Annotated in this window: 21 protein-coding genes and 4 pseudogenes; 13 read left to right on the top strand and 12 right to left on the bottom strand. The window is 70.1% G+C overall.

The features are described from left to right. Nucleotides 1-28: 28 nt before the first annotated feature. The 3 genes from OO54_RS35620 to OO54_RS48645 all read right to left on the bottom strand — a co-directional run bounded on the left by OO54_RS35620 (nt 29) and on the right by OO54_RS48645 (nt 2,030). Nucleotides 29-409, bottom strand: coding sequence for a nuclear transport factor 2 family protein (locus OO54_RS35620; RefSeq protein ID WP_033211013.1), 381 nt, complete (start codon nt 407-409; stop codon nt 29-31). A 551-nt stretch (nt 410-960) separates the two neighbouring features. Continuing rightward, the gene (locus tag OO54_RS35615) at nt 961-1,671 is read right to left on the bottom strand and encodes a M23 family metallopeptidase (protein WP_033211011.1); all 711 of its coding nucleotides are present in this window, start codon (nt 1,669-1,671) and stop codon (nt 961-963) included. A gap of 131 nt (nt 1,672-1,802) precedes the next feature. Beyond that, nucleotides 1,803-2,030 (bottom strand): zf-HC2 domain-containing protein, encoded by a 228-nt coding sequence (locus tag OO54_RS48645; protein WP_051787591.1) that lies wholly within the window; start codon nt 2,028-2,030, stop codon nt 1,803-1,805. 221 nt (nt 2,031-2,251) lie between these two features. On the opposite strand from OO54_RS48645, the pseudogene OO54_RS44335 reads away from it, so the two are divergent. The 3 genes and pseudogenes from OO54_RS44335 to OO54_RS47840 form a co-directional block, all read left to right on the top strand. Continuing rightward, nucleotides 2,252-3,297: pseudogene (locus OO54_RS44335) on the top strand (IS5 family transposase). 765 nt (nt 3,298-4,062) lie between these two features. Continuing rightward, on the top strand, nt 4,063-4,245 hold the full coding sequence (locus OO54_RS35595) for a hypothetical protein (RefSeq protein WP_033211004.1): 183 nt from the start codon (nt 4,063-4,065) through the stop codon (nt 4,243-4,245). A 588-nt stretch (nt 4,246-4,833) separates the two neighbouring features. Next, a pseudogene (locus OO54_RS47840) lies at nt 4,834-5,120 on the top strand (ATP-binding protein); the annotation flags it as partial. A gap of 385 nt (nt 5,121-5,505) precedes the next feature. Here OO54_RS47840 and OO54_RS35585 read toward each other — a convergent pair. The 4 genes and pseudogenes from OO54_RS35585 to OO54_RS46550 form a co-directional block, all read right to left on the bottom strand. After that, a pseudogene (locus OO54_RS35585) lies at nt 5,506-6,483 on the bottom strand (ISAzo13 family transposase); the annotation flags it as partial. Between the two features lie 64 nt (nt 6,484-6,547). Further along, nucleotides 6,548-6,865 (bottom strand): annotated as a pseudogene (locus OO54_RS44330) (transposase); the annotation flags it as partial. 209 nt (nt 6,866-7,074) lie between these two features. Then, nucleotides 7,075-8,019 carry a S1 family peptidase gene (locus OO54_RS35575; RefSeq protein WP_051787611.1) on the bottom strand — a complete coding sequence of 315 codons (945 nt, stop codon included), beginning with the start codon at nt 8,017-8,019 and terminating at the stop codon, nt 7,075-7,077. Nucleotides 8,020-8,146: 127 nt separating this feature from the next. After that, the gene (locus OO54_RS46550; protein ID WP_159391650.1) at nt 8,147-8,485 is read right to left on the bottom strand and encodes a COG4315 family predicted lipoprotein; all 339 of its coding nucleotides are present in this window, start codon (nt 8,483-8,485) and stop codon (nt 8,147-8,149) included. A gap of 351 nt (nt 8,486-8,836) precedes the next feature. Between OO54_RS46550 and OO54_RS35565 the strand changes: the two genes are divergently transcribed. The 3 genes from OO54_RS35565 (at nt 8,837) to OO54_RS42725 (ending at nt 10,996) form a co-directional block, all read left to right on the top strand. Beyond that, a complete protein-coding gene (locus OO54_RS35565) occupies nt 8,837-9,805 on the top strand; it encodes a CHRD domain-containing protein (protein ID WP_033210991.1) in 969 nt (322 codons plus the stop codon). 253 nt (nt 9,806-10,058) lie between these two features. Next, entirely contained in the window at nt 10,059-10,334 is a 276-nt protein-coding gene (locus OO54_RS35560) for a hypothetical protein (protein WP_033210986.1), read from the top strand. A 134-nt stretch (nt 10,335-10,468) separates the two neighbouring features. After that, complete coding sequence (locus OO54_RS42725; RefSeq protein ID WP_157856563.1) at nt 10,469-10,996, top strand: ATP-binding protein; 528 nt, start codon at nt 10,469-10,471, stop codon at nt 10,994-10,996. A gap of 94 nt (nt 10,997-11,090) precedes the next feature. On the opposite strand, the gene OO54_RS35550 is transcribed toward OO54_RS42725, so the two are convergent. Next, complete coding sequence (locus OO54_RS35550; RefSeq protein WP_078905519.1) at nt 11,091-11,714, bottom strand: CAP domain-containing protein; 624 nt, start codon at nt 11,712-11,714, stop codon at nt 11,091-11,093. 240 nt (nt 11,715-11,954) lie between these two features. Between OO54_RS35550 and OO54_RS44325 the strand changes: the two genes are divergently transcribed. Both OO54_RS44325 and OO54_RS35540 read left to right on the top strand, forming a co-directional pair. Further along, nucleotides 11,955-15,311 carry a PEP/pyruvate-binding domain-containing protein gene (locus OO54_RS44325; RefSeq protein ID WP_234439601.1) on the top strand — a complete coding sequence of 1,119 codons (3,357 nt, stop codon included), beginning with the start codon at nt 11,955-11,957 and terminating at the stop codon, nt 15,309-15,311. 6 nt (nt 15,312-15,317) lie between these two features. Next, nucleotides 15,318-16,619 (top strand): MFS transporter, encoded by a 1,302-nt coding sequence (locus tag OO54_RS35540; protein WP_033210979.1) that lies wholly within the window; start codon nt 15,318-15,320, stop codon nt 16,617-16,619. Here OO54_RS35540 and OO54_RS42720 read toward each other — a convergent pair. From OO54_RS42720 to OO54_RS42715, 3 genes are read right to left on the bottom strand one after another with little or no spacing between them, the layout of a single operon-like run. Then, on the bottom strand, nt 16,544-17,881 hold the full coding sequence (locus OO54_RS42720) for a PAS domain-containing protein (protein WP_051787585.1): 1,338 nt from the start codon (nt 17,879-17,881) through the stop codon (nt 16,544-16,546). The two genes, OO54_RS35540 and OO54_RS42720, sit on opposite strands and share 76 nt — an antisense overlap. Beyond that, the gene (locus OO54_RS35530; RefSeq protein WP_033210976.1) at nt 17,878-18,951 is read right to left on the bottom strand and encodes an ATP-grasp domain-containing protein; all 1,074 of its coding nucleotides are present in this window, start codon (nt 18,949-18,951) and stop codon (nt 17,878-17,880) included. Before OO54_RS35530 ends, OO54_RS42720 begins: the two co-directional genes overlap by 4 nt. Before the next feature lie 46 nt (nt 18,952-18,997). Then, the gene (locus OO54_RS42715) at nt 18,998-19,630 is read right to left on the bottom strand and encodes a WhiB family transcriptional regulator (RefSeq protein ID WP_051787582.1); all 633 of its coding nucleotides are present in this window, start codon (nt 19,628-19,630) and stop codon (nt 18,998-19,000) included. Between the two features lie 369 nt (nt 19,631-19,999). Here OO54_RS42715 and OO54_RS35520 point away from each other — a divergent pair, with 369 nt between their 5' ends. The 5 genes from OO54_RS35520 to OO54_RS35500 all read left to right on the top strand — a co-directional run bounded on the left by OO54_RS35520 (nt 20,000) and on the right by OO54_RS35500 (nt 24,616). Further along, complete coding sequence (locus OO54_RS35520; protein ID WP_078905525.1) at nt 20,000-20,227, top strand: zf-HC2 domain-containing protein; 228 nt, start codon at nt 20,000-20,002, stop codon at nt 20,225-20,227. A 25-nt stretch (nt 20,228-20,252) separates the two neighbouring features. Continuing rightward, a complete protein-coding gene (locus OO54_RS35515) occupies nt 20,253-21,122 on the top strand; it encodes a LytR/AlgR family response regulator transcription factor (RefSeq protein WP_033210971.1) in 870 nt (289 codons plus the stop codon). A 79-nt stretch (nt 21,123-21,201) separates the two neighbouring features. Then, entirely contained in the window at nt 21,202-21,600 is a 399-nt protein-coding gene (locus tag OO54_RS35510; RefSeq protein WP_033210969.1) for a hypothetical protein, read from the top strand. Further along, the gene (locus OO54_RS35505; protein WP_078905517.1) at nt 21,597-23,381 is read left to right on the top strand and encodes a sodium/solute symporter; all 1,785 of its coding nucleotides are present in this window, start codon (nt 21,597-21,599) and stop codon (nt 23,379-23,381) included. Before OO54_RS35510 ends, OO54_RS35505 begins: the two co-directional genes overlap by 4 nt. 23 nt (nt 23,382-23,404) lie before the next feature. Continuing rightward, on the top strand, nt 23,405-24,616 hold the full coding sequence (locus OO54_RS35500; protein ID WP_033210965.1) for a sensor histidine kinase: 1,212 nt from the start codon (nt 23,405-23,407) through the stop codon (nt 24,614-24,616). A 238-nt stretch (nt 24,617-24,854) separates the two neighbouring features. Here the strand turns inward: OO54_RS35500 and OO54_RS35495 are convergent, their stop codons facing one another. Continuing rightward, nucleotides 24,855-25,163: a WXG100 family type VII secretion target gene (locus tag OO54_RS35495; RefSeq protein WP_033210962.1), complete on the bottom strand. Its 309-nt coding sequence runs from the start codon at nt 25,161-25,163 to the stop codon at nt 24,855-24,857. Nucleotides 25,164-25,236 lie beyond the last annotated feature (73 nt).

The raw sequence follows: 25,236 nt of genomic DNA, 5'->3' as shown, positions 1-25,236 counted from the left end.
TCCTCTGCCGGCTTTGTTCGTTTCGTCGTCAGTCGATCGGCGTGAAGGGGCCTGCCCAGACATTTTCTCGACTGATCAGTCCGTCGCGGAACTCGAAAAGGTGTAGCAGCCGGCCGTGGATTCGAGCCGCGCCTTCCGGTACGCCTGGAAATGCGCCCTTCACAGAGGCGGTGAACTCATGCTCGGTAACACAGTGGGCGGCCCCGTGGTAAATCCGGGTCAGCGTCATTTCCTCGGTTCTCAGTGCCGCATCGAGACGCTCGTAGGCACGCTTCGCGGCATCGCGGCCGACCGAAGGGGAGGGACTCCCGACGAAATCATGCTCAATGTCATGGGTGTACACGGAAACAGCCGCCTCGAGGTCGCCGTCCAGCTCCGCCTGAATGTGTCGAATGATGAGTGACTCCATGGATTCTGAATCCACTTATCCTCCTGGTCTGAACCATCACGCGGTACGCAAGGAGATTTCAGGACTTTCGCCGATGATGGGGGTCCGTCGGACGCCCTGTCAATAGAGCGGATTCATTATTGCCACTTCGCCTCAATTCTTCCTGCACCTTTGAACCGATCACTTCTCTCGCTCGTGTATAACTCCCCCTGCAGGGCGGCCGGCTCGAACGGGACGTAAGTGTGATTCTCTTCCGGCTACTTCCGTGTTGAGCGAAACTCATGGGGTTCACTCGTCGATGACGTAGCGGAGTGCCGGCCGCCGAAGTATCCGCGCACGATGTGAGGTCGGGAGGCGGGCGGATACAGACGCCGGGCATCCGGTGGATGCGGTCCGGGCCCGTGTGACCGGCTCCCTCCGCCCGCGACACCAGTCACGGCAAGCACCGTCGCGGTACTGGGCTCACGGGACGGACAGCGGTCCTCGGAGAGCGAGCACGACCTCCAGGAGTGCGAACGGCTGTGGCGGCTCCCGGCGCGCGAGCCGCGTCGCGCGGGCTGAGCCGTCGCGCGTCACACCCGGACGCCGTGCGAACGCAAGAAGGTGAGCGGTGCGATCGCGTAGCCGTACACCGGCTGCGTGCGCACCTCGAAGTGAAGGTGCGGGCCCGTGGAGTTGCCGGTGCTGCCCGACCTGCCGATCAGCTGGTCCGTGGTGACGCGCCGGCCCACCCACACGTCGATCCGAGAGAGATGCCCGTACTGGGTGTAGGTGTGCGCGTCGTGCCGGATGACGATGTTGTACCCGTACGCACCACCCCAGCCGGCCGCGACGACCGTGCCGCCGTGGGCGGCGTGGACGGGGGTCCCTGTGGACACGACGAAGTCCTGGCCACTGTGTCGACGCGCCCACAGACGGCCCCCGGCACCGTACGGTGCGCCGAGGACGTATCCCCGCACGGGCGTCACCCAGGATGCCTCCCGCAGCTCGCTTGCCCTCCCGTCACGCGCCGCCCGCTCCGCCGCGGCCTTCTTCTCCGCGCGTCGTGCGGCGGCCTGGATCGCCTGCCGTCTGGCCGCTGCGACCTCCGCGGCCCTCTGCTGCGCGGCGGCCTGGGTCCGTACAGCCGCGGCCGGGGACCTGGCGCTGTTCATGGCGAACATGTCAACAGTGGTCGGGGCGGTGTGGGGGTCGTGCGCGGTCGCCATGCTGGTGACCCATAGGAGCGAAGCACCGAAGCCCGCCGCCAGCATGGCTGTCTTCTTCCAGGCGTGTTTCGGCATGCCGGACCTCCAGGAGCAGGACGAGGACGGCAGTACGCCGAAATCGCCTGTCCCGTGACGCCAACCGGCCGGGGCGACTGTCGGTATGTCGACTGCCTCGTGAAAGGGCACGAGGTCAGCGGGGTGGGGGTTCAGTCGCTCAGATCGGCGTCGTCGAGGCCGGTCTTCCTCCGTTCCGGGCGCGCTTCCTCGTCCAGGCCATCGAGGAGGTCAGCCTCGCTGAACAACGAGAGCAGGCTCTGGGTCTCCGTCATCTCCAAATACTCGGCACCGCACTCTTCGCAGTGCCAGAGGTGTTCCGCGACCGAACGATCCTCCTCGGCGCTTAGCGCGCCGAGAACATAGGCCCCCAACAGCATGCGCACATGGGAGCTGCCCCCAGTTGGTGGCATGGTCATCTGCCCCCCGCTTCTTGTTCCCGTACCCCGTGGTCGGTTTCCATTCTGGGGAGACCCACGTGCCGGAACAAGGGGTGTCGACGGCCTTCTGGCATGGAACCGCCCGCGCGGGCTCCGCCGGCGGAGCCCCCGTCGAACCGAGTGGCGCTAGGGAGCGTATCGAGTCGTGATCAATCTGCGGGATGCGCCTTCGTGGCACGGTCTGGTCCGGTAAACCGTCTTGCGCGACGCGAGTGCAACTGACCGACCCGGAGTGGGAGTTCATCGAGCCGTACCTGCCGATCGGCGAGTACGGCCCGTACCCCGAGCGGCTGCGGCAGCAGTTCGAGGGCGTGATCTGGCGGTTCAAGACGGGCGGACAGTGGCGGGAGATGCCGACAGAGTTCGGTGCATGGTCGACCGTCCACAACCGCTTCCGGCAGTGGCGTAACGCCGGGGTCTTCGAGGCCTTGCTGGAGGGCCTGATCGCGGAAGCCGCGAAGCGCGGTGAGGTGAACCTGTCCCTGGTCAGCATCGACTCCACCACCGCCCGTGCCCACCACGACGCGGCCGGGATGCACCTTGACGAGGACGTCGTCACCGCCCTGGAGAAAGCCGCCGTCGAGGAGGAGAAGGCCGGGTCAAAGGGGGCGGGCTCGAAGAACAAAGAGGGCAGGAGACCGAAAGCGATCCCGCGCGGGAAAAACGACGACGCGTTCGGCGTCGGCGGAAACTCCGGCTGAAGGCCGCCCTCCTCGGACGCTCCAGGGGCGGGCAGAGCAGCAAGGTCCACCTCGCCGCCGACCGCAAGTGCCGCCCGCTGGCGTTCATCCTGACTGCGGGCCAGGCAGCGGACAGCCCGCAGTTCATCCCCGTCCTGAAGACGGTGCGGGTGCGCGGGCCCGTCGGCCGCGCCCGCACCAGGCCGGACGCAGTCGCAGGAGACAAGGCCTACTCGTCTCGCGACAACCGTGGCCACCTGTGCAAACGTCGTATCAAGGCGGTCATCCCGGAGAAGAAGGACCAGGCCGCCAACCGGAAGAAGAAGGGCAGTGGGGGCGGCCGGCCCGTCAGTCACGACACCGAGCTCTACAAGGAACGGAACACCGTCGAGCGGGCGATCAACAGGCTGAAGACATGGCGAGGCATCGCCACCCGCTACGACAAGACCCCGGGGAGCTACCTCGCCGGTCTCCACCTCCGTGCCTCCATGATCTGGATCAAGGACCTCACACGAGCGGCCCCTTGATCACAACCGAATACGCTCCCTAGCTAAGTTAGGCTCGCCTCCTCGGCGGCCTGCAGACCATCACCAAACAACCCCACCAGCAGCGCATCGCCGCCCCCGCTCCCGCACCAGTGACCTCACGCGACACACCGTTGTACCCTCGTTCCCGCGCGGACCGCTTGCCGTCATCGACCGGGAGGACGAAGGCCTCATCGCGCACTTCGCCGACCAGACATGGGTCGATACCGGCGCAGACCACCTCCTCGACCTGACGCTGCCAGCCATGCAGTACCTCGGCCTCCCCCTGCCCTGGACAACCGCAACCAGCTGAGACTGCCCGACCGCCACCCTGAGATCAGCCGCCTGCGAGACGCCGGCTTCCGCCTCACCCGGGCCGCCTCCGCCGCCAGCGAGCAATCCGCTCGCCAGGTTCCGCTGGCCAGGACGGTCAGAACGGTGGTGATGCCCGTCAGGATGCCGAGGAGTAAGCTCCTGGCAGCGGGCGGAATCGTCCCGCCACCTGTACGCGACGCACTGACCGACCTCATCGGCCAGGCAGCCCTCACCACACCCGGCAGGTCCCCTGACCAGGGCTGACGGACACGGACCGCAGCACTCCCGCTGCACCTTCCGGGCCGCTGCAGCCTCACCAGCACCCGGCGGCTTTGGCACAGTGGCAGCCCGCTCACCGATAGCCCACGAAGTACCAACGCCCACCCCGACACAACCCAGCAACAAGCAGCGCCCCGACGTCCCCACACCCGCCCCCAGCACAGGAGGCAAACCTTGACCCAGCCCACCTTCGCCCAGTACGTGGCGTGGCTGAACACCGTACTGAGCGAGAACTCCCACGCCGCCGACTGGAAGATGCCGGCAGACACACCCCTCCCCGCCTTCTCCGACGGCAGGGTCAGCATGGAAGCGCCGCCGCTGGGCTTCTGCTACCCGGCCCTCTCAGAGCCGGCCTGACCCGACGATTGTCGGCGTTCGCGTAATTCCCCAGCCCGGCTCCGTCGTCCCCGCTCGTTCGTGCGATCCAGATGAGGACGGGGAAGACGGGCCGCCCGGCTCTGAAGTGTCCGGTCCGAGCCGAGCCGTCAAGGACGCCTACGGCGTCGCTACCGCGATGAGCTGCGCTCATCCTTGACCGCCCGGCGCGGACCTGAAGGATCGGCTGGTTGCCGGGCGGCCCGGGGAGAGTGCCGTCCTCCTGGTCAGCCCGGAACAACTCCGCCTTCCCCACGGCCCATGGCGTGAAATTCAACCTGGGGAATTACGCGAAGTTCCACAACGATCGCCCGCCCAGCCGACCGACAACGCCACAAACGAATCGGAACGCTGTCCAGGACGCGCCTGTCCGGCCCGCCCTACCCCACAGTCACCGGAGATGACCTTGGTACGACTGAAGGGCCCTGGCGCTGGCGCGCAAGGCCCGCCAGCGCCAGGGCCCTTCACCGAGGACGCCCTCTCCAAGCTCGGTCAGCGGGTCGAGGAGGCGGTGCGCGCCAGTCGTCACCGCGCACGCCTGCGGGCTGCGCCGCACCGGCCTCGACGGTGATCGCCCGCTACAGCAAGGTTGACCTGCTGTGTTGGACGAGTTCGGTTACCTGAACCTAGACAAGAAGGGCGCCAAGCTGCTGTTCCAGATCTTCACCGAGCGCGAGGAGTGCAAGGCGACCGCGGTCGCGACGAACTCCCGGTTCGCCGAGTGGGACAAGACCTTCGGCGACCCCAGGCTCTGCACGGCCATCGCCGACCGGATCACCTTCCGCTGCACCCTGATCCAGACCGGCACCGAGTCCTACCGTTTCCGGATCACCGAGGCCGAACGGCGAGGCCGGTGATGGACCCTCGCCCGGAGGCCGACGACCCGGGCCTGCCTGATATCTGCGACCTCTGCCACCAGGCGTTCCCTGCTGGCGAGGGTGTCTACGGGCGCGTCCGCGACTCCTCCTGGGCCGACCCCGCCGACCCCGAGCACGACGGCCGGCGTCCCATCACGGCCTGCGGCACCGCACACCTGGCCGACCTGCAGCAGCGATACCTGCACCGGCCCTTCGTCAACGAAGAACTCTGGGCCGCGAAGATCGACCGGGCCCAGACGCAGCACCCTCACCTCAGCCAGGAACAACTCGCCAAAGAAACCGGGCTCAACCTGCTCCAGCTCGAAGCAGCCGCACGTTGGGGCGCCACACGAAGAGTTCGAGGGGCCGACGCTCTCGACGAACCGCTGAGGCCGCCGGGCGAATGAACCAGGACCGGGCCCTTCCAGACGGTGATCTCGAGTCCGCTTTCCAGCGCGAAGGCAGCGAGGTGCTTCTTCCATGTCCAGCGGCGGGGGTCGTTGGAACCTCCGCAGTCGGCGGTGATTAGCAGCCTGCGGGCGTCGGGGTGGTCGACACGTCCGCGCTGCTGCCACCAGCGGCGGATGGATTCCACCGCAAATTCGCCCGTGTCGTGGTCGGTCCCGACGTTGACCCAGCCAGTGTTGCGGGCGATGTCGTAGATCCCGTAAGGGATCACCACGGGCTGGTCGCTGGTGATGAAGGTGTGGCAGTCCACGCGGATAGGGTTCTTGCCCGGCCGCCAGGTGCGTCCGGGGCGGTCGCGGTCGCCCAGCCATTCCTTGGCCTTGGTGTCCACGCTGATCACGGACTGGTTGTCTTCGAGGAAGGCCGCGGCGGTGGCGTTAATGTGCGTGAACTGGGCATATCGGTCCGGATGACTGGCGCCTTCGGTGGTTTTGGCGGTGCCTTGCAGGCTGTATCCCAGGGCGTGCAGCAGGCGTCCGACGGCCGTCGCGCTGACCGGGTGGCCCTGAGTGGTAAGCGCCGAGGCCAGGGACCGCAGCGAGAGCGTGGTCCAGCGCAACGGCGAGACCGGATCGCCTCGGGTGTGCGGCTCGATCAGGGCTTCAAGCGCGGGCAGCAGACCGGGGTCGGTGACCGTCAGTGGTTTGCGGCCGGTTCCTGGAGCCCGGATCCACCCGGCCGGCAAAGGACACGCAGACAGCTCGGCGATCCCCCGAGCGATGGTGGCCGCACTGGCGCCAGAAGCAGCCGCAACCAGCGTAATCCCGCCATGGCCAAGCGCAGTGGCTTCACTGGCCAGGTAGATCCGACGGCGCCGTTCATCGAGATGCGGAAGGAACTGAAGGAACTGATCGAACTTCGCCCTCAAAGCCACAACCGAAGCCCGAGCGGCCATACGTGCAGTCACACTTCAGTGTCCCGCCAACGCCCTTCCATCGAGCAGTAATTGAAATACAAGCCCCGGCGGTGCCGGAGTATTGGCGCTGGACGCCGGCGGAGGTGGTGCCCTTCTTGACGAATCCGGTGTCGTCGATGATCAGCACACCGCCGTCGGCCCCAAGACGTTCGGCGACGTAGGCCTGCAGGTCGTCGCGGATCTCGTCCGGGTCCCAGCGGCAGCGGGACACCAGTCACTGAAGGCCGTCCGGTGTGGCGTGACCCGCGTGTTCGGCAAGCTGCCAGCTGTTCTTGCGGCCGACTTGGCCCAGGAGCCCACGGATATAGTCGCGTGCTCGCCGCCGGGGTTCCACCCGCGTGAACCTGGCTCCGATCCGCAGGACAAGATCAGCAAATTCATTGTCCCAGGCGTTCTCTGATGCGTGCTCGCTCACATCGGCGCACTGCCCGGAGCACTGTCATTACATGCGGCGCAGCCACCCGTTGGTGGGACGGTCCGCGAAAGACCGCCCCACACCCGGTTCCACAGCACTACACTCCCCACACTCAGGCCTTTGACCAGCGAAAATGGAGAAGCGCTGCTGGAGTACTAGTACACGTTGACGCGGTACGCGCTGAGCGCTTCGGTCACGGGCTGGAAGAACGACACACCTCCGGTGGTGCAGTTACCCCGGCCTCCCGAGGTCAGCCCGAGCGCGGTGCCGCCGGAGTGGAGTGGACCACCGGAGTCTCCGGGCTCGACGCAGATGTTCGTCTTGACGAGCCCGTAGACGACCAGTCCGTCACCGTAGTTGACGGTGACGTTCAGGGCCGTCACCTTGCCGCTGCGGCTGCCGGTGGTGCTGCCTCGTCTGGTGACGGACTGGCCCACGTACGCGTTGCCCGCCCTGGTGATGTCGACGGCGCCGACCATGCCGGGGTGCGACAGCGCGGTGTTGGCGTAGCGGACCAGCGCGTAGTCGTTGCCGGGGAAGCTGTAGCCGGACACCGGACCGATCCAGGTGGAGCGGGCGGAGTTCGTGTACCAGTTGGTCGTTCCCCTGGCGCAGTGTCCCGCGGTCAGGAGGTAGTGGGTGCCTGCCGCGTTCCGCACGTTGAAGCCGACGGAGCAGCGCTTCCAGGAGGCGTAGACGGCATTGCCGCCCGAGATCGTCCTGGTGAAGGTGCCGCGTACCCGCTGCACCTCGACCGCACCGCCGTACCTCGCGGTGGCCGAGATGAGTTCGGCCCACTCGGCGTCCGTCACGCTCTGGTCGGCGTCGACCACCAGCGTGTGGGAATCCGGGTCCACCGACCACGACGTGCCGCCGATCGCCAGCGCTTCGACATGAGCGCGGGCCTCGGCCACGTCCACCGGGCGGTGGGGGGAGTTCCGGGCCGTGGCGGGGGCGGTCGGAAGCGTGAGGAGGCCACCCGCCGCCATCAGGCAGGAGGCCAGGGCGAGAAGTCGGTTGGAGCGGGACGTGCGGCGCCGCGGTGCGCGCGGGTGGGAGGTCACGGGAGCCGTTCGGCCCTGTTCTGAGGAGGTCGGCATGCTCATCCCTACGGATGGTCGTCCCCGGGGGTTCACCGCCCCGGCCCGCGGCGGCGTGCCGGCGGGCCGGCCGGAGCCTTCGGGCCGGGGCGGCAGAGCGGGCGGCGCCACAGGCGCCGCCCGTCGTTCACACGCCCCGCTTGATCAGCTTGCCGTCCGCGCCGATGACGAACCATTCACCGTCCAACCCCTGGCCCGTGACGTCGCCCGGCACCGTGTCCCCCACGTAGTAGTAGAGCGGCCAGTCGCCGTACGTGGCCTGCGCCGTTTCCCTGGTGAGTGTGTTCTTCCCGAGGAGCCGCGCGTCCGTGCCCGTACCGGCCTCGACGCGAGGTGCGGTCAGCGCCGGCCAGACGGCGATGCAGGCGGCGTCGCAGTTACCGGCGCCGGGCCTGTCCTTGGTGAAGCCGTAGAGTGTGCGCCCTGTGCCGTCGACGAGGATCGGGCCGAGCGTGGAATCGGCCACGCGGACGGAATGCGGCAAGGATGCCTGTGCGGGATCTCGCGGGGGCCCGGCGGCCGTGCTCGGCCGGCCCGATACCGCCGAGTCGTCGCCGATTCCGCCGCCGCATGCCGTCAGGGCGAACAAGCTCAGGGAGATCAGGGGCACCGCGAGTGTGAGGGTCGTCCTGGAGACTGACATGGGTTTCTTCCTTCGTTCGGTCAGGCGATGAACGGTCACCGGGTGGTACGGGCGGCCGTGGTCCGGTGGTTCAAAGGAATTCATGAAATGTGATGATGAACCACGCGCTGTCGTGATCCGTTCTCTCCGACGAACCGCCGATGACGGCAGGGACCCGAAGGAGAGACAACTCACATGAAGAAGCGACTTCTCGCGACGGCGGCATGCGTGCTCGCGCTGGGTACGAGCGCTGCCGTCCCCGCGAGCGCCGAGGGCAGCGGCCACGGCAGTCACGGCGGCCACGGCGGCCTGGGTTCCGCCGCGGGAACCGTGACCACGCCCCTCGCTCGGTCCACGCCCTCGACCGGGCGCGCCGTGACTCTCGTCGCACGCCTCGACGGCGCGCAGGAGGTGCCGGTCCAGGGCGGGCCCGCCGTGGCCGACCCGGACGGAAAGGCACTCGCCCTGGTCCAGGTCAGGGGTGACCGCGTGGTGTTCTCGCTTTCCTGGCAGGGGCTCGTGCCGAGCCTCGGTCACATTCACGAAGGTGACACCGGAAAGAACGGACCGGTCGCGGTCCCGCTCTTCGGCAGCGCCATGCCGTCCACCGTGGACTCCGCGGCGGGTCAGGTGACCGTCGTCGACCCCGTCCTCGCCGAGCGTCTGCGGACCCGGCCGACGGGGTTCTACGTGAACCTGCACAGTGCCGAGTTCCCCGGTGGAGCGGTACGCGGCCAGCTGAAGCCGCTCGGGCGTCCCGTCAACCCGCTGGACATCATCCGGGGCGGCAAGCTGCGGGCCCTGTCGAACGGGTCCCAGGAGGTGCCCAAGAACGACGACTCCAAGGTCGGCGACCCGGACGGCTACGCGGTCACCTTCCTGCGCCCCAAGGCCACGAGCATCGATTTCTCGATGGCCTGGGTCAACATCCAGAGCCCCAGCCTGGGGCACATCCACCGGGGACCGTTCGGCAGCAACGGCGAGGTCGTCTTCAACCTCTTCGACAAGCCGGTCCCCGGCGGGATCTTCGCGGTCTCCGGGCGCCTCGGGGGCCAGAAGCCCGAGGACGTCAACCGCGTCCGGCAGAACCCTCTCGACTACTACTCCAACATCCACACCGCGGAGTTCCCCGACGGGGCGGTGCGCGGCCAGCTGTTCCGCTGACCCCTCCGGGCCACCCACCCGGAGGGCAGTCCTCTTCCGGCCGCCTCGTCGCCGTCCGTCGATCTCGTCTCCCGGCGACGGTGTCCGACTCGACGAGGCGGCCGGTGCCGCGCCGCTCGTCGTGCGGGGAGGACCGCACGGCGAGCGATCACGGCCCTTCACGGATTGCGCCCCGCCGGGCACCGGAGTGCGTCGCACCGAGGCCGTACCGTGGCGGCAGGCTTGTTCCCATCGGCTCTCGGAAGGGGGTTCCATGTCCGACCTCGACGACCTGGTCCGCGAGCTGAGCGACGTACCGAGGGCCCTCCCGAAGAGCGAGCGCGAGCTGGGCGAGCTGCTGGTGCACATCAAGAGTGCCGCGGGCCTGTGGGCCGACCTCCTGTACGACGTCCGCCAATCGGCCGAGCACCTCGCGGGTCCCCATGCCACGGCCGCCCTGGAGATCGCGTTCCGCAGGGCCGAGGAGTCGTACGTGGAGCTGGAGATCGCCCACGGAGCCGCCTGCCCCCCATCCGGACGGCAGGACTGACGCAGCGGTGCGGCCGCTCCGGCACACGACGTCCCAGTCGGCCGGAGCGGCCTTTGTCGTATTTGGTGAACGGCTCGCGCCCACCCCCCGTGCAAGAGGGGGAGATTACTACTGCTCTTGGAGTGGAGGACGTCATGGGCGAGCCGATTCTCGAGCCCCGTGGCGAGGAACCGGACAGCTGGGAATGCGATCTACGGCTCGGCAAGCAGCTGTGGATGGTGCGCATCGTGCGGGAGGCCTTACGCACGGCCCTGTACGGCCGCCGCTCACCGGACTTCGTCGACACGGCCTGTCTGCTCGCCACCGAAATCGTCGCCAACGCCCTCGTGCACACCATGGGGCCGGTCCGCGTCAGGCTCAGCGGCCACCGCTGCGGGCTGCGTTTCGCCGCCCTGGACCGGGGCGTGCGCGGCGACCTCCCGGGGCCGGTACGCCGGACAGTCGACGAGGAGGCCGAAGGAGGGCGCGGACTCCAGCTCGTCGACATGTGCGCCGCCCGCTGGGGCGTGGGTCGGGACCCCGACGGCGTGGGTTCACAGGTGTGGTTCGAGCTGGACGCGCACGAATGCGCTGACCCCGTACTGTGCGAGGCCCAGCGCCGAGCCACCTCCACGGTCAGCGACATCCGGTCGGCCCCCAGCGCGCGTACGCTGCGGCGCTGAGGGCGCCGGCCGGCCCGCTGCGTCCACGGTTCTCAGCCGCCCTCGCGGAGGGCCTTCCGACCGTGTGCGGCGCCCCCGGCCGCGCGGTCCGGGATCAGGGCTCGTAGCCGAAGTTCTGGGTCCACCACGGGCCGCCCGGGCCGAAATGCACCCCCACACCGATCGTGGTGACGCCCACGCGAAGGATGTTGCGACGGTGACCGGGGCTGTTCATCCAGGCGCGCATCGCGGCCGCAGGACCAGGCTGTCCCCGCGCGATGTTCTCGGCGGCCGGCGCCGGATACCCCGCCGCGCTCATTCGGTCCGCCGGGCTGACTCCGGCGGGGTCCTCGTGCGAGAAGAAGTCCCGCGCGGCCATGTCCTCGCTGTGCGCCCGGGACGACTGCCGCAGTCTTTCGTCGATGCGCAACGGGGGCAGCCCCGCCACTCGGCGCCGCTCGTTGACCAGCACCGTCACATCGTCCTCCGTACGACGCCGCCGTCGCTCGGCGGTGCTGCCCTCGGTGCCGAACGCCGACGTGGGAGAGGGGGCCGGTGACACTGCCCGCCGTGCGGGCGCGGCAGGCGACCAGCCGCCGGCCGGGCCTTCCTCCTCGTCGAGGAGGCTCGGCAGCTGGGGACGCGCCGCGGCGGGCTTGTCGGTGACGGCTGGACGGCGTGGCCGCGGCGTGGCCGGCTTGCCTGTACCGCGTGTCCGGCGTCCGCGCTTCTTCGCCATCGTCCTCGCCTCCCGTGAGGTCTCCCACCGCGTTTTCACGGGCAGGCACGGCGATGCGGAAAGGAAGGTTCAGAAGCGGACGTGCGCTCCGTCGGACGGTTTGGCGTTTGCCCAACGAAGGGCCGGCATCGAGAGGAGAACCGGCGACTCGGCCGTGATTCGCTGGGCACATGGCCCGTTCGGGCATTCATCTTCCTTTTCCTTTTTCCTGTTCACACATGGGAGTTGTCGATGAGCTGCGTGCTGCTGGTACACGGGGTGGGCGGTCCGCCGCTGGAGTACGCGCTGCCGAAGGTGGCCGCCCATGCCGAGGTACACGTCCTCGCGCTCACTCCGCTCCCCGGCGCGCGCCGGGGATTGTGGCGGCCGCTGTGTGCCTCGGTCGTCGAGTCGCCCCGCACCGGCGCGGCCGGGGACGGACCGGAACTCGTCGAGCTCATCGAGCGGCGGGCACGTGAGGTCGGGGCGGATGCCGTGCTGACCCTGTCGGAGTTCGCGGTCGTCGCCGTGGCGCTGGCCTGTGAGGCGCTGGGCCTCGCGGGGGCCGGACCGAACGTCGTGGCCGCGCGCGACAAGCGTGAGATGAGACGCGTCTGGCAGCGGGCCGGCGTCCCGGTGCCCGGCTTCGCGCCGGTCCTCGACGAGCACGGCATCGAGGAGGCCTTCGGCTTCCTCCGCCCCCCGCTGCTGCTGAAGTCCGCCTGGGGGGCCGGCTCCACCGGTCAGGTCACGGTCACCACTCCCGACGAGGCCGTCCAGGCCTGGCGGGACACGAGCGCACTGATGCGTGCCACGGCCAACGAGGGCTACGGCGAGCTCCATGTCGCCGGCACGCATGGCGACTTCCTTCTGGAGGAGCTCGTCACGGGCAGCGCGGAGGGCTGGTTCACCGAGCCGGGCTGGGGTGACTACGTGAGCGTCGAGGGCATCGTCGCCGACGGCGTCCATCACCCGCTGTGCATCAGCGGGCGGCTGCCCACCGTGCCGCCCTTCACCGAACGGGGAAGCGTCACCCCGGTCGCCCTGCCCGCGGAGCTGCAGCACCGGATCGAGGACGTCGTCCGGATCGCCGTCGACGCACTCGGTCTGGACACCTGCGCCACCCACACGGAGATCAAGCTCGGCGCGGACGGGCAGATGTGGGCGATCGAGACCGCCGCACGCTTCGGGGGTGTGCTGATCACCCGTCAGGCGGAGGACGCCCACGGGCTCGACATGATCGGCATGCTCGTCCGTCAGCTGCTCCGCCGGCCCGTCGAGTACCCCTCGCGCATGCTCACCGAAGGACGAGGCGCCGCCGCCTCCTTCGTCGTGCTCCCTGTCGACGAGGCCGGAAACACCTGGCGGCGTGATGTGCTGTGGGACTTCACCCGCGTCGACTGGAGGTCCCTCCTCTCCCCGGACAGCGTCATACAGCTGGTGCCGGAGCTCTCGCACGCGAACGGCACTCCCGTCACCCCGTACGCCTCGGGGGAAGGCGGCCTCTCCCGCGCCGCCGTCTGCTTCGTCAACGGCCCGGACGCGAGCACCGTCGTCGAGGACTGCCGGCGCATCGTCAAGGCGCTGCCCGCGGCCCTGCCGCCCGTACCGCGCCAAGGCGTCGACGGCGAAGGCCTGCTGGACCTCGACCTGTTCGCCGAACTGGCCGGCACCCTCGCCGGACAGCCCTACGTCAAGGTGGTGGTGGACCGCGAACTCGACGGCTGGCACATCCTCGACCACGCCGAGCACACCTTCCATGCCCACTACATCGCCGACCGGATTCTCGGCATGGACAGGAAGACGCTGTACAACGGCATCGACACGTTCAACCACAGCGTGTACGAGGACCCGGACCGCCGCTTCCTGCTCGGCGTGCTGTCCCTTCACCACCTGCAACCGGACGGTGACGACGACACGTCGCAGCCGTTCATGGTCCTGGAGACCGTGGAGGTCGACACCATGGGCGCCGCGCTCCTGGCCGAGTTCCACGGCACCGTACGCGCCCGCCTCGATCCCAGGCTTCCCCTGCTCCTCAAGCCCGCCAACCACATCCAGGAAGCCGCCGTCGACGAAATGCCCGAGGGGCAGCGGCTGCCGTGCATCGCCGCCCACGAGCTGTACGGCACCGCCGAGTTCACGGCCCTCAACCCCGGCGAGGCCCACGGCAGGCTGCGCCATTTCGTGCATGCCGAGGACTACCGCCTGGCCCAGGAGCGGGGCGACATCGCCTGGTACGACATCCTCGCCCTGCCGGTCGTCCCCGACGACATTCCCCGGGTCGCCGGCCTCATCAGCACCCGCCCGACCACGCCGCTGTCCCACACCAACGTGCTGGCGGCGGGTTGGGGCATCCCCAACGCGGTCGTCCGCGAGCTCACCGCCCACCTCTCCCCCGTCGACGGCGATCTCGACGGCACCTGGGTCCGTTATGCCGTGACCGCCGACGGCATCGTCCTGGAACCGGCCGAGAAGCCCGTCGGCCTCGACGCCCTCACCCACCCGGAGCGGCGCGTCAGGACCGTCGCCGTCGGCACACCGCGCACGGAATCGCTGCCCGTCCTTCCGCTGTCCGGTCTGCTCGCCGACGACAGGCACGCCTACGGCACCAAGGCGGCCAATCTCGGCGAACTGCTTCACGTCCTGCGCTGTGGATCCCCCGACCTCAGCGGCTTCTACGCCGTCCCCCGTCCCCCGCGACCCGACCTGCTGGGCAGGCTGGCCGAGCGGCTCGACGCGCCCCGCGACGCCACCGCCGGTCAACTGGCGGAACACGCGGCACTGTTCCTGCGCGACACCCTCTCGGTGCCGGAGGGCATCGCCATCCCCTTCGCCGTCCAGCAGGAGTTCCTCGCCGCGGCCCCGGCAGTCCAGCAGCGCATCGGCATGCTCAAGATGGCGCTCAAGCTCGGCTCCGAGGACGAGACGGACGCCCTGTGCGCCGAGCTGCAGGACCTGGTGCGTGCGACCGCGCTGCCCGACCGCGTTCTCGACGAGGTCATGGCCCAGCTCGTCCGCCATGTCCCCGACGCCGGGTCACTCGTCGTCCGCTCGTCCTCCAACGCAGAGGATCTCCCTGGATTCTCCGCCGCCGGACTCTACGAATCGGTCGCCCACGTCACCGGTCCACGCCACCTGGCCGCGGCCGTCAAGCAGGTCTGGGCCTCGCTCTTCACCGCCCGTGCGGTGCGGCTGCGCCACCAGGCCGGCATCCCGCTGGAGGACACCTACATGGGCGTCATCGTGCAGCGCCGTCAGACTGCCGCCTACGGGGGCGTGATGGTCACCTGCGACCCGACCCGCCGGGACGACTTCCGCACCGTGAGCGTGAACTGCGCGGCCGGATCCGCCGAAGCCGTCGTGGCGGGAGCCGCGCCGCCCATCCAGTACCTCTTCAACACCGTCGAGGGCGGCGGTCGCACCCTCAGCCTCGGCGACGCCGCCGAGGACCTCCCCACGCCGGCCAGGGAGCGCCTGGCGCAGCTCGCCTTCGCGGGCAGGCTGCTGCAGGGTCATTTCGGCGGGCCGCCGGAGTACGCCACCCCTCTGGACATCGAATGGCTGCTGGACCCGGAGGGTCGTCTCCGCGTCGTCCAGGTACGGCCTTACGCGGTCTGAGGGCTCATGTCCACGGAGTCTCTCCTGCCCCCGGCCGCGCGTCGGGTCATCCGACTCAACAACGCCTTCCAGCTGAGTTTCAACCTGCTGTGGTGGATGCCGGTCTTCTACGACTACCAGCGCCGCAGTGGACTCGGTGACGCCGAGATCTTCCGCATCCAGAGCCTCTACTACCTGGCGTTCTGCTTCCTGGAAGTACCCACCGGCCTGGTCGCCGACCGTGTCGGGGCGCGCCGCTGCCTCCGGCTGGGCGCCGCGGTCATGATCGTGGCCAACGTCCTGCCGGCGGTACGCCCGGACCACACGGGATTCCTGGTCCACTTCCTGCTGCTCGCCGCGGCCCGTTCCCTGGTCTCCGGCGCCGGTAGCGCCTACCTGTACGAGGCACTCGACGGCCACGGGGCGCGGGAACGCTACGCGCAGGCCGAGGGCACCGCACGCGCGCTCGGTCTCGCCGCGAAGATCGTCTGCTGGCCCTTCGTCGGCCTGGTCTCCGCGGTGGCGACCAGCGCACCGTACTGGCTCACCGCGCTCAGCGCCGGCGTGTCCCTGGTCTGCGTCCTCGCTCTTCCGCCGCTGCCCCACCCCGGGGCGCCGGGTGGCAAGGATCCCGTGAACCGCGAAGGCCCGTTCGCCGTACTGCGGGGCGCGGCCCGGGTCTTCGCGGGCAGCCGCGCGCTCGGCCCCCTGATGCTCCAGGGCGTCGCCGTCTTCACGCTCGCCCGCATCTGCCAGGTCAACCTCTTCCAGCCCCTGCTGATCGACAAGGACGTCCCTGTGGCCGACCACGGTCTGGTGCTGTCGGCCATGACCCTGGCCGAGGCGGTCGCCGCCGCCCGACCGGGCCTGGTCCGGCGCCGCATGGGCGACTCGGCGGCCGTCTTCTCGCTGACGGTGGTGATGGCGGGCGCCCTCGCGGCCGCCGCGTGGGCGAACGGAGCGGTCACCGCCGTCCTGCTGTGCCTCTTCGCCGCGGCGGCCGGATTCTGCTACCCGGTCCAGCGCCAGCTGATCAACGGGGCCATCCCGGCCACCCCGTACCGGGCGACCCTGCTGTCCGTGGAGTCCATCGTCGACCGCGGTGTCTGCGCCCTGGCGGCGCTGGCCACCGGTGCCTATCTCGGCGCCGGCCGCATCGACAGCCTGCTCGTCCACGCGGCGCTCGCCACCTGCGCCCTGCTGACGACCGTCGCCGCCGCGCTGGCGTGGGCTCGCCGGGGCACCCGGGGGCCTCAGGTGCCGAAGGACCCTGCTTCGCAGGAGAGTTCGGGCGGCCAGACCGTGCCGTCGAGCAACCCCAGGGCGTAGCCGCGCGCCACGATCGCCGGCCGCGACGGGGCGTCCAGTTCGTCCCGCAGCCGGCGCAGGTGGTAGTCCAACGCCTGCCGGGACATCCCCACATCCCGGGCGATACGCGTGTTGGACTGCCCCCGCGCCAGCCGCAGCAGCACCTGCTCCTGAATGGGCGACAACTGGACGGTGCGTATGTGCTCCACACCCAGGGCGATCAGCAGTGCCAGCACTCCCGCCGGCCGGCCTCCCGCGCGGAGCACGGCCAGGTCGGCGCGCACCAGCCGCCGGCCTCCCCGCCCGGTACGGCACACCAGACGTACGCTGCAGCGCAGCGCGCGGCCGCTGACCAGGTCCCGCCATTTCGGCAGCAGCCGCTCCACGTCCTCGGAGGCGCTCACGAACTCGCGCACGAGCCGGCCCTCCAGCCGGGCGACCGTGGTGTGGAGCAGTTCGGCCGCGCCGGGCGTCGCCCGGGCGATGCGCCCGTCCGGTGAGAACCTCACCGCGGCCGCTCCCGTACGGTCGCGCAGGGCCCGTAACTCCTCTTCGGCGGCCTCCTTCTCGTCCAGCGCCCGCATATGGCCGGTCACGTCGAGGTAGATGCCGCCGACGCACCGGCCGGCCGCGGTCTCCAGCGGGAAGCGGTGGCCCGTCACCCGCACGGGCACGCCGCGGTCCCCGGCGAACGTCAGCACGTGCCGCATGGGGCGGTCTCCCACGAGGACCTGCTCGTCGAGGCGGCGCGCGGGGGCGACGTCCCGGGGCGGCAGCACCTGGTCCAGGGTGCGCCCGACCAGCTCTTCGGGCACCGTCCCGTGCAGATGGGCATAGGCGGCGTTGACCCAGAGGTAACGACCTGACGCGCTCCGGATGAACGCCGCGCCCGGGAAGTACGCGCTGAAGGCCAGGGACCGCTCCCGCTCGTCGGCGCCTGCCGACACGTCGACGGCGACGGCCCGTACTCCGTTCACCGGGTCGTCCGGTGTCCCGTCGTGGGCCCGGCGGGGGCCGGCCACCACGTCGAGGAGCCGTCCGCCGCTGCGTGCCCGCCAACGCACCGTCTCCCCGGCGAGAGCGCGGGCCTGAGCGACGGTGTCGCGTGCCGGCGGGCCTTCGCGCCGTTCCGGTGCGGGCGGCGCCGAGGGGCCCTGTTCATGCGTGCCGAGCGCGTGTGCCGCCGCACCTCCGCCGTACCGCTTGACACGTAACTCGTCGTCCGTCTCCCACCAGGCCAGAGGAAGCCGGCTGAGCAGCGGGTCCCAGCCCGGACCGGTCATGCCTGTCGGCCTTCCCGCGTGACGGACGGCACGTCGGCCCGCAGTCTGCGGGCCGCGAAGTCCGCGTAGACGCGGCTGACCTCGGTGCTGAACGGGCCCTCGCCGATGGCCGGACTGCCGTTCACGCCCAGGACGTACCAGAGGCGTGTGACGCGGTCCTGGACGACGGTCACGGCCGCGATGTCGTAACCGAACAGATCGGCACAGCGCACGGCCGTCCGCTTGACGTCGTCGTCGAAGCCGTCCGGCTCGAACAGCGTGGCGTGGGACGCCCCTGCCCGGCTGGTGATCTGACTCCCGTCGGTGCTGCACCGGTGGATGACGAGGCGGACCTCGGCGCCGAGGACCCAGATCAGGAACGTCCCGTTGTTGGGAACGTACCGCTGGGCGAGGAACAACAGCCCACGGTGGCGGCGGTCCCGCAGGGTCTCCGCCAGCTCCGCGTCCTCGCCGATCAGTCGGGTGAGCTCGCCCGCGCAGGCGTACATGGGCTTGAGTACGAAAGGGGTGCCGAAGCGGGCGGCGAGCATGTCGAACGAGGGACTCAGCCGGGAAGCCGGCAGGTGCGCCGTATCGGGCACGTTCTCGCCGAACAGGGCGAGTTTCACGTACTGATGGAGCCGCGAAGGCGCGGCGAGCCCCGAGCGCGCACCGCCCAGGCTGTCGCCATTGACGAGAGTGCGCCGATGGGCGGACAGGTAGCAGCTGATCGTACTGAGCAGGCCGGGGGGCAGGCGATGGTCCCTGATGTGGACCAGCCCGAAGTCGGCGAGATCGCGCTGGGTGACCTGCTCACGGATGCAAGCGACGTTCCCCAGGATGTCGACGGTGAGATGGTCGGCCGAGCGCAGGACCGTCCGCACGCCGCGGGCCGCCAGCGCGTGGACGAGCTCGTCACCCCCCTCGCCGTACAGGATCAGCGCGGAACAGGGGCCCGTCCGCCGCGAGCCGCGGACGGCAGGCGGTCGGGCGGGCCTCCGGGCCTCACGGAGCCGGACGACCGTCGGCAGGCGCCACGCCGTCACGGTGGCGAGGACGAGGATCGTGAGGATCAGCCAGGGAAGGACCACAGCGGTTTCACAGTTCTTTCGCGCGATACGGAGGAGAGCGGGACCGTCAGGCCGCCGGTATGTACGGCGGCCGGAGCAATCCCTCGTCCCGCGCCGCGTCGACGCGCGACTGGAGCAGTCCCGCGTCCCGCGCCGCGTCGACGAGTCCGTCCATGCCTGTACCCAGCTTGCGTTGCAGGCCCATCAGCGCCCTGGTGACGGCGGCGTGGCTGCGCCCCAGTTCGTCGTGGAGGGCGCCCGCGTCGATGCCCTCGTGCAGCGCCACCAGGATCTGCTCCTCGACCGGGGTGAGGGCCGGGCTCTGCGCGCGTACGGGCACCCTGCGCGCACCCCCGGGCCGCTCCTCCACCATGGCGGCGTCCAGGGCCGCCGCCTCCCAGGACTCCGGACAGCCGCCCCGGACCCGTGAGCGGCTGCCGACCGCCATGCGCTGCCCGTCGGTCTCGCCGCCCCAGATCCCGTACTCGCCCTGGTCTCGCGCCCATTGACGGCACGCCTGTATGACCGGGCAGGTCTGGCACAGGGCCACGGCCTCCTCGGACCGCTGGCGGCCGCGACGCCCCCGGTCGTCGTAGCCCTCGTCCGGTGGGTGGAAGAGCCAGGGGTGCCGGGTGCAGGGGACGCGCACACCCACCCGGGACAGGAACGGCGGGACAGCGTGCTCGGTTTCGTGTGGCATGGTCAGGCTCCCGAGAAATGGGTCCGGCGCGCGTCCGGCGGCAGGAGACCACGCGCGCGGCGCCCCGGGCTGTGTCGGTCCTGGCCTCGGCCGACCGTGGTGAGCGGTCCCATGACGTGTCGCCCTCCGTTCATCGTCCCCTCCTCGCCGGCCGGCGTGTCGGTCTGCCGGCCCTGTGCTGAGCGGCACGTGAAGGAGCCGGTTCTGGTTCACGGGTGATGACACCGCGAGGTGGTCCGGATGTTCGGGGCGGAACGGGCCGAACCATCACGTGTACGGTTCCGTGGTCGGGAGTGCCGCTCATCCCCGAGTGGTGGTCGCCGGATCCGGATGACTGAAAGTGAGGCGTGGCGGACAGACATGGGTCGGATGTCCCTGGGGGCCTACGTGCTGGGCGCTCTGACCGAGGAGGGTGACCGGCTGGTGGCCGAGCATCTGCGGGCCTGCGACCGGTGCACCGCCGACTATCTCGATCTCTCGGAGGCGGCGAACTTGCTCACCTTGATCGACGAGGCCGATCTCGCCGCGGGAAAGAGGCCGTCCGGGGGCGGCGAGGCCGACGGGGAGGGCCCGTCGGCGTCCCCGGTGACGACGTGAACCACATCGCGAAAGGTGCTGGCCGATGCTGCGCGTACTGGCGGTCGACGACGAGGAGCCGGCGCTGGAGGAGCTGCTCTACCTGCTGCGCGCGGACGCGCGGGTGGGCCACGCGTCAGGCGTCCTTGAGGCGACCGAGGCGCTGCGTCTCCTGGGCCAGGCCATGGACTGTGCCCCGGAGTCCGAGGAGGGCATCGACGTCGTCCTTCTCGATGTCGGCATGCCGGGGCTGAGCGGTCTGGACGTGGCCCGGCTCCTGGCGGGTTTCAGCTCGCCTCCGCACATCGTCTTCGTCACGGCCCACGAGGACTTCGCGGTACAGGCCTTCGAACTGCACGCCGTGGACTACCTCCTCAAGCCCCTGCGCAAGGAGCGGCTCGCCGAGGCCCTGCGCAGAGTGACCGAGCTGGTCGAGCGCCGGCCGCCCGCTCCGGCGGTCCGGCACGTCCCGTCCGCCACGGACACATCAGACCGATGGAGCGCGCCGGAGGACACCGATACCGGTCCCCCCGTCCCGTCCGACCGCGTTGCCGTCGAGCTCGCCGGATCCACCCGTTTCCTCCCGATCGCCGAGATCACCTTCGCCGAGGCTCAGGGCGACTACGCCCGTCTGCACACCCGCAACGGCACCACCCATCTCATCCGGATTCCGCTCTCACAGCTCGAGGAACGCTGGCGGGCCAGGGGATTCGTTCGGATCCACCGCCGCCATCTCGTCTCGCTCGCCTCCATCGACGAACTCCGCCTGGACGCCGGCATCATGACGGCTCGTGTGGGGGCGAACGTACTCACCATCAGCCGACGCAACGCCCGGGAACTGCGCGATCTCCTCGTCAGGCAGGCCAGGGACGGGCAGAGCACGGGCTCGCGACGGAGCGGGGGGCACGTACCATGATGTATCGAGGCCGGCGTGGGCCTGGCCCTGTGCGTACACTCCCTCGCACATGCGATCGTCACCACAGCGAGGGGCGCGGATGACCGAGGAGCCAGCCCCCGCACGCGCCGTGGTCACGCGCCGCCCGACCGGACCCGGGCCTGCCGCCCGGCCCGCCCGGGTGCCGATCCCGCCGGGCGGGGAGCCGGAGCGGGACCCGGAGACCGTACGCGCCCTCGTCCACGGCCAACTGCGCACAGGACTCGCCGTCGTAGGACTGCTCGCCGCCCTCCTAGGCCCCCTGCCCCTCGCCTTCCGCTCGGTGCCCCAGCTCGGTGGCGACGGTCGGCCAGTAGTGGTCTGGGCCGTACTCGGCGTGGTCGTCTACCCGCTGTTCGTCCTGCTCGGCCGCTGGTACGTACGCCGTGCCGAGCTCACCGAGCGCCGATTCAACGACGCGGGAACGCGCGCCCGCGACGGCTCCGGAACCGCCGGGTGAACCAGGCTTACGGCGTCGTCGCGGTCACCTCCGTGGTCGTGGCATCCGGTCTCATCGGGGCCCTGGGACTGCGGATATCCCGCACCACCTCCGACTTCTACGTGGCCTCCCGGAGCGTGCCGCCCCGTCTCAATGCCGCCGCCATCAGCGGGGAGTACCTCTCCGCGGCCTCGTTCCTCGGCATCGCGGGCCTGGTCCTCTCCCAGGGTGTCGACATGCTCTGGGTACCCGTCGGCTACACCGCCGGTTACCTCGTGCTCCTCGCCCTGGTCGCCGCCCCGCTGCGCCGCTCCGGCGCCTACACCCTCCCCGACTTCGCCGAGGCACGGCTCGAGTCGACCGTCGTGCGCCGCATCACGAGCATCCTCGTGGTGGTGGTCGGCTGGCTCTACCTCGTACCGCAGCTCCAGGGCGCGGGACTCACCCTCGGGCTGGTCACCGGAGCGCCGGGGTGGACCGGCGCGCTGATCGTCGCCATCGTCGTGGCCCTGTCGGTCGCCGCCGGCGGGATGCGCAGCATCACCTTCGTCCAGGCGTTCCAGTACTGGCTCAAACTCACCGCGCTGCTGGTGCCCGCTCTCTTCCTGCTCCTGGCCTGGCAGGGTGACCCGAGCGCCCGCACCGCCCTCGACGAGCCGCCGGCGTTCCGCGACCACACGCGGGTCCGCGTCGACGACACCGTCCGCGTCAGGGTTCACGAACAACTGCGGGTCACCGTCGATGGAACCGTCGACGGACGCGCCCACCAGGCCTCCGTCCTCCTCCTTCAGCCCGGCGTCCACCGCGTCGACACCGGCACGACCCTGCACTTCCCCGTCCGGGCCCGCGTGGCCGGACGCAGCGAGGACACGACGGCCCCCGCCCGCGGATCACGTGGGAGCGACGCCTCCCCACGTGAGGACAAGGGACACTCGCTGTACGCCACGTACGGGCTGATCCTCGCCACCTTCCTCGGCACCATGGGCCTGCCGCATGTCGTCGTGCGCTTCTACACGAGCCCCGACGGCCGGGCCGCCCGACGCACCACGGTCGTCGTCCTCGGACTCGTCGGCGCCTTCTACCTCCTCCCACCGCTGTACGGGGTCCTCGGCCGGATCTACACGCCCGAACTGCTGCTCACCGGAAACACCGATGCCGTCGTGCTCCTGCTGCCTGAGCGGCTCATCGGCGGCGTGGCCGGCGACCTGCTCGGCGCACTCGTCGCCGCCGGAGCCTGCGCCGCCTTCCTCTCCACCGCCTCCGGACTCACCATGGCCGTCGCGGGAGTGCTCAGCCAGGACGTCCTGCCGTCCCCGCGCACCGGGTACTTCCGGCTCGCCAGCCTCATCGCCGTCGCCGTACCCCTCGCCGTCTACACGCTCGTCCCCGGCATCCCGGTGGCGAAAGCGGTCGGCCTCGCCTTCGCGGTCTCCGCCTCGTCGTTCTGCCCGCTGCTCGTGCTCGGCATCTGGTGGCGCGGACTCACCGCGGCCGGAGCGTCCGCCGGGCTCCTCACCGGCGGCGGAGCGGCGCTGACCGCGGTCGCCCTGACGATGACCGAAAGCGTAGGCACGGGCTGGCCGCGCACCCTGTCGGCCTGGCCGGCCGTGTGGTCCGTGCCACTCGCCTTCCTCACGATGATCCTCGTTTCGCTGGCAGACCGGCGCGGCGCGCCCCTCCACACCGACGCCATCATGGCGCGCCTCCACCTCCCGGAACCGCCCGCGAACCACAGCCCCGCGGCGCGCGGGCGCCGCCTCACCACCGATGAGGATCCGACCGCGGGGTCGCCCGCCCCGTGACACCGACGACGGAGGACCGGCCCATGAACACCCTCGCCCTCGCTGTCTCCCCCACAGGCACAGTCCTGCTGGTCCTGTGCGGAGCCGCCGCCGGGCTCCTCGCCGGCGCGGTCCTGGCCCGCCGCCGCGTCGCCGTGGGCGGCGTCGGGGACAGCGTCGAGAAAGCCACGTTCCGTACTCTGCACACCGCCTCCCTCGCCGCGCCGCCGCTGCGTGCGGGCCTCACGCCCGACACCGCGCGCAAGGCCGTGCGCAGGCTTCGACCCCTGCTCGGCAGCAGCGCCCTGCTCCTCACCGACACCGACCGGGTGCTCGCCTGGGGCGGCTCCGGCGAACACCACACCGACGAGGTCATGCAACACGCACGGGACGTTCTCGGATCGGGCCGCGCCGGCGTCTTCACCGTGGACTGCGCCCAGGAGGACTGCCCGGTCCGCGCGGGCGTGGTCGTGCCCCTCAGCGTCGACCAGGACCTCCGCGGAACCCTGGCCGCCTTCGGGCCCGAGAAGTCCGACGCCCTGGCCCGGGCCACGGAAGAGGTCGCCCGGTGGGTCTCCGTACAGCTCGAACTCGCCGAGCTCGACCGGGCCCGCACCTCTCTCATCGAAGCAGAGCTCCGCGCTCTGCGGGCTCAGATCTCCCCCCACTTCATCTACAACTCGCTCGCCGCGATCGCGTCCTTCGTCCGCACCGACCCGGAACGCGCTCGTGGACTCCTGCTGGAGTTCGCGGAATTCACCCGCTACTCCTTTCGGCGCCACGGCGACTTCACCACGCTGGCCGAAGAGTTGCGCTCCATCGAGCAATACCTGGAGCTGGAACGCGCCAGGTTCGGCACACGTCTTGAGGTGACCCTGCAGATCGCTCCCGAAGTGCTGCCCGTGGCGCTGCCGTTCCTCTGCCTCCAGCCACTCGTCGAGAACGCCGTCAAGCACGGTCTCGAGGGCTCTGCCAGAGGCAGCCACATCGCCTTGACCGCGGAGGACGAGGGCTCCTTCGCGCGCGTCGTCATCGAGGACAACGGCATCGGCATGGACCCCGACCGCCTCCGCCGCATCCTTCACGGCGACGGAGGCCCGTCGAGCGGCATCGGTCTGTGCAACGTCGACGACCGGCTCCGCCAGGTGTACGGGGACGAGCACGGACTGGTCATCGAAACGGGAGTGGGCGCGGGCATGAAGGTCACCGTTCGCATTCCCAAGTACCGGTCCGGGGTGCACCCCGCGCCCCGATGACCCCCGCCGTACGGACGCGGCGGATTCGTCGTATCGCCGTGAACCGTCGGCCTGAGATGTCCGTGCCTTTGAGTGAGCCCCGCGGCCGGAATTCCCTCGTTCCGCGCGGAGGCCCGAGCCGGCCACCTCCCTGGCTCGGAAAAAGCGGTTGTTCCACCGTCGAGATCCCCCGCTCGATGGTGGAACAACCGCTCTGTCGCGGGCGAACGCCGACCACCCGTGAGGGATCCGCCGTGGCCTACTTGTTGAACATCCTGGCTATGGCATCGTCGTCGTCACGAACCTCGAAGCCGATCAGCATGAGGTGGCGCGCTGCGCTGATGAGCCAGTCGTTGACGACTTCCACCTTTTCCTGGGCGGATTTACAGGCTTCCGAGAAGGCGTGAGCGCTCTGCCCCTTCCAGCCCTCGACGTCGTTGTACAACTCGGCCCACAGGATCCCGAAGATCTCGGTGACATACTCGCAGCGATTGAGGAGAAGCTCTGCGCCCTCCCAGATACTCTCCGGATCGTAACTGTAGTCATTGAGCTTCTTCGATGTGGCCACCGATCGGGTGACGGTCCGTGAAGCGCAACGAGCGAGGCCCCCGTGCTGTTGATCGAGGTGTCTGACGTCTCAA

Source organism: Streptomyces wedmorensis, from assembly GCF_000716445.1.
Lineage (GTDB): Bacteria > Actinomycetota > Actinomycetes > Streptomycetales > Streptomycetaceae > Streptomyces > Streptomyces wedmorensis.
The sequence above is the reverse complement of the archived record's forward strand: the minus strand, read 5'-3'. Positions and strand labels throughout refer to the sequence as shown.

What these genes read in the sequence shown, in the direction of transcription:
- OO54_RS35620 (WP_033211013.1), bottom strand. Translation starts at nt 409, where the DNA reads ATGGAGTCACTCATCATTCGACACATTCAGGCGGAGCTGGACGGCGAC.
- OO54_RS35615 (WP_033211011.1), bottom strand. Translation starts at nt 1,671, where the DNA reads ATGCCGAAACACGCCTGGAAGAAGACAGCCATGCTGGCGGCGGGCTTC.
- OO54_RS48645 (WP_051787591.1), bottom strand. Translation starts at nt 2,030, where the DNA reads ATGCTGTTGGGGGCCTATGTTCTCGGCGCGCTAAGCGCCGAGGAGGAT.
- OO54_RS35575 (WP_051787611.1), bottom strand. Translation starts at nt 8,019, where the DNA reads ATGCCGACCTCCTCAGAACAGGGCCGAACGGCTCCCGTGACCTCCCAC.
- OO54_RS35565 (WP_033210991.1), top strand. Translation starts at nt 8,837, where the DNA reads ATGAAGAAGCGACTTCTCGCGACGGCGGCATGCGTGCTCGCGCTGGGT.
- OO54_RS35560 (WP_033210986.1), top strand. Translation starts at nt 10,059, where the DNA reads ATGTCCGACCTCGACGACCTGGTCCGCGAGCTGAGCGACGTACCGAGG.
- OO54_RS42725 (WP_157856563.1), top strand. Translation starts at nt 10,469, where the DNA reads ATGGGCGAGCCGATTCTCGAGCCCCGTGGCGAGGAACCGGACAGCTGG.
- OO54_RS35550 (WP_078905519.1), bottom strand. Translation starts at nt 11,714, where the DNA reads ATGGCGAAGAAGCGCGGACGCCGGACACGCGGTACAGGCAAGCCGGCC.
- OO54_RS35540 (WP_033210979.1), top strand. Translation starts at nt 15,318, where the DNA reads ATGTCCACGGAGTCTCTCCTGCCCCCGGCCGCGCGTCGGGTCATCCGA.
- OO54_RS42720 (WP_051787585.1), bottom strand. Translation starts at nt 17,881, where the DNA reads ATGACCGGTCCGGGCTGGGACCCGCTGCTCAGCCGGCTTCCTCTGGCC.
- OO54_RS42715 (WP_051787582.1), bottom strand. Translation starts at nt 19,630, where the DNA reads ATGCCACACGAAACCGAGCACGCTGTCCCGCCGTTCCTGTCCCGGGTG.
- OO54_RS35520 (WP_078905525.1), top strand. Translation starts at nt 20,000, where the DNA reads ATGTCCCTGGGGGCCTACGTGCTGGGCGCTCTGACCGAGGAGGGTGAC.
- OO54_RS35515 (WP_033210971.1), top strand. Translation starts at nt 20,253, where the DNA reads ATGCTGCGCGTACTGGCGGTCGACGACGAGGAGCCGGCGCTGGAGGAG.
- OO54_RS35510 (WP_033210969.1), top strand. Translation starts at nt 21,202, where the DNA reads ATGACCGAGGAGCCAGCCCCCGCACGCGCCGTGGTCACGCGCCGCCCG.
- OO54_RS35500 (WP_033210965.1), top strand. Translation starts at nt 23,405, where the DNA reads ATGAACACCCTCGCCCTCGCTGTCTCCCCCACAGGCACAGTCCTGCTG.